This window comes from Shigella sp. SIG3 (assembly GCF_053555855.1).
Genome location: NZ_JBQZXE010000231.1, coordinates 1 through 1,751, shown reverse-complemented (window position 1 = coordinate 1,751; position 1,751 = coordinate 1). Strand labels below are relative to the sequence as shown.

The window sequence follows — 1,751 nt, the reverse complement described above, 5'->3', positions numbered from 1 at the left end:
AACACACAGTAGTGTCCCGTATGACACGCGGAAACGATATCCTTGCGCGGCAATGGTTGCACTTTCCATATCAATTGCTACGGCCCGGCTTAAGTTAAAACGAAGTGCAGAAGCTGAGTAACGTAACTCCCAGTTCCTGTCATCTGTGGTTACCACAGTACCTGTACGCAGCCGCTGTTTGACTTCCTCACCAGGCCTGCCGCTGACTAACTTGGTAGCGTCATAAAGCGCACGTTGCACTTCAGCAATGCTCGGAATAGGTATATCGGGCGGCAGAACCGCATCAAGAACGTGGTCATCGCGTAAATAAGCGTGTGCAAGGACATAATCTCCAATGGCCTGGCTTTCACGTAATCCGCCACAGTGACCAATCATCAACCAGACATCCGGGCGTAGCACTGCCAGATGATCGCAGATGGTTTTAGCATTGGACGGTCCCACGCCAATATTCACCAGAGTAATACCCTGACCATCAGCGGTAATTAAATGCCATGCTGGCATCTGGTGTTTTTTCCATGCAAGGTCGGAAATGGCTTCTTCTGGCGCTTCGGTTTCGGCAGTGATCCAGTTCCCGCCAGCACAAGAAAGGGCAATGTAGGGACTATCAGGATCGAGGATCTGGCTGCATCCCCAACGAACGAATTCATCCACATAACGTGTGTAGTTGGTAAACAAGACGAACGGTTGAAAATGTTCTACTGGCGTACCGGTATAATGGCGCAACCGTGCGAGGGAAAAATCGACGCGGCGCGCATCAAAATGCGATAGCGGGGAGAATTCCGTTGGATGATAAATGCCGTCTGCAGTTTCATCGCCGATTTGCGCCAGTTCTGTTGTCGGGAAGTAGCGAGTTAAATCAGCGCTCATTGAGCGATCAAGTGTCAATTCAGAGCCATCGATGACATAAGGATAAGGGATTTCATGTTGCGAGGGTTGCACAGAGATATGCGCACCATAATCCTGATAAAGCAACGTTAGTTGCTCATTCAGATACGAACGAAAGAGAGTAGGGCGAGTAATCGTGGTGGTGTAGCTGCCTGCGTGAGTAAAACGACCAAATGCGCGCGTTTTGGGGGGATTTGTTGTGCTACCGTCCCAGGTTACGGTCAGTGATGGATAGACAAAAAGACCTTGTTTACGGGCGTTTTCATCAGGTAATTCGCCAATTGTAATATATTTGCCAATGGCGTTGCGTAAAGCAACTACAGATTGCTCATACAGCGCGTCGAGTTTATCCAGTGCCTGAGCTGGGGTCAGACCGGAGCCCTTATTATTCATGTGTGTCTCCTGTTCCATACAATTACCGCACATCCGATAGTATGTCACAGGAATGTGAAACAAAAGTATAAGGCGAAGATCGGATGATCTTCGGCAGGCTATCACGAGCGTTGATTGTCTTTCATCAATAAAGCGGTCATTGCAGAAATCAGGCATCCAGCCAGCAAATAAATGGCGATGCTATGCCAGTTCCCGGCAAAGTAAGTGATGAGTGCAGCGGCAATAAAAGGTGTAAATCCACCGCCAACCACACTGGCAACCTGATAACCGACTCCAGCACCACTGTAGCGATAACTGGCACCAAACATTTCGGTAAACATCGGTTGTTGCACACACACCACCATGTCATGCGCAATGTTTGCCAGCATTATGGAGAAGAAAACTATCCAGAAAATAGATTGTGCTTCAAGCGCCATAAAGAAAGGAAATGCGCTCAACGTTCCGATCAACGCGCCTGTGATATAAACCCTGTG

1 protein-coding gene and 1 pseudogene are annotated in these 1,751 nt (G+C 48.7%); both read right to left on the bottom strand.

Going from position 1 to position 1,751, the window contains the following annotated elements; genetic code table 11:
- Positions 1–1,278: AMP nucleosidase (amn, locus tag ACUU1I_RS20450; RefSeq protein ID WP_449144907.1), on the bottom strand; the 1,278-nt coding region annotated here is incomplete at its 3' end.
- A 101-nt stretch (positions 1,279–1,379) separates the two neighbouring features.
- Positions 1,380–1,751: pseudogene (locus ACUU1I_RS20445) on the bottom strand (MFS transporter); the annotation flags it as partial.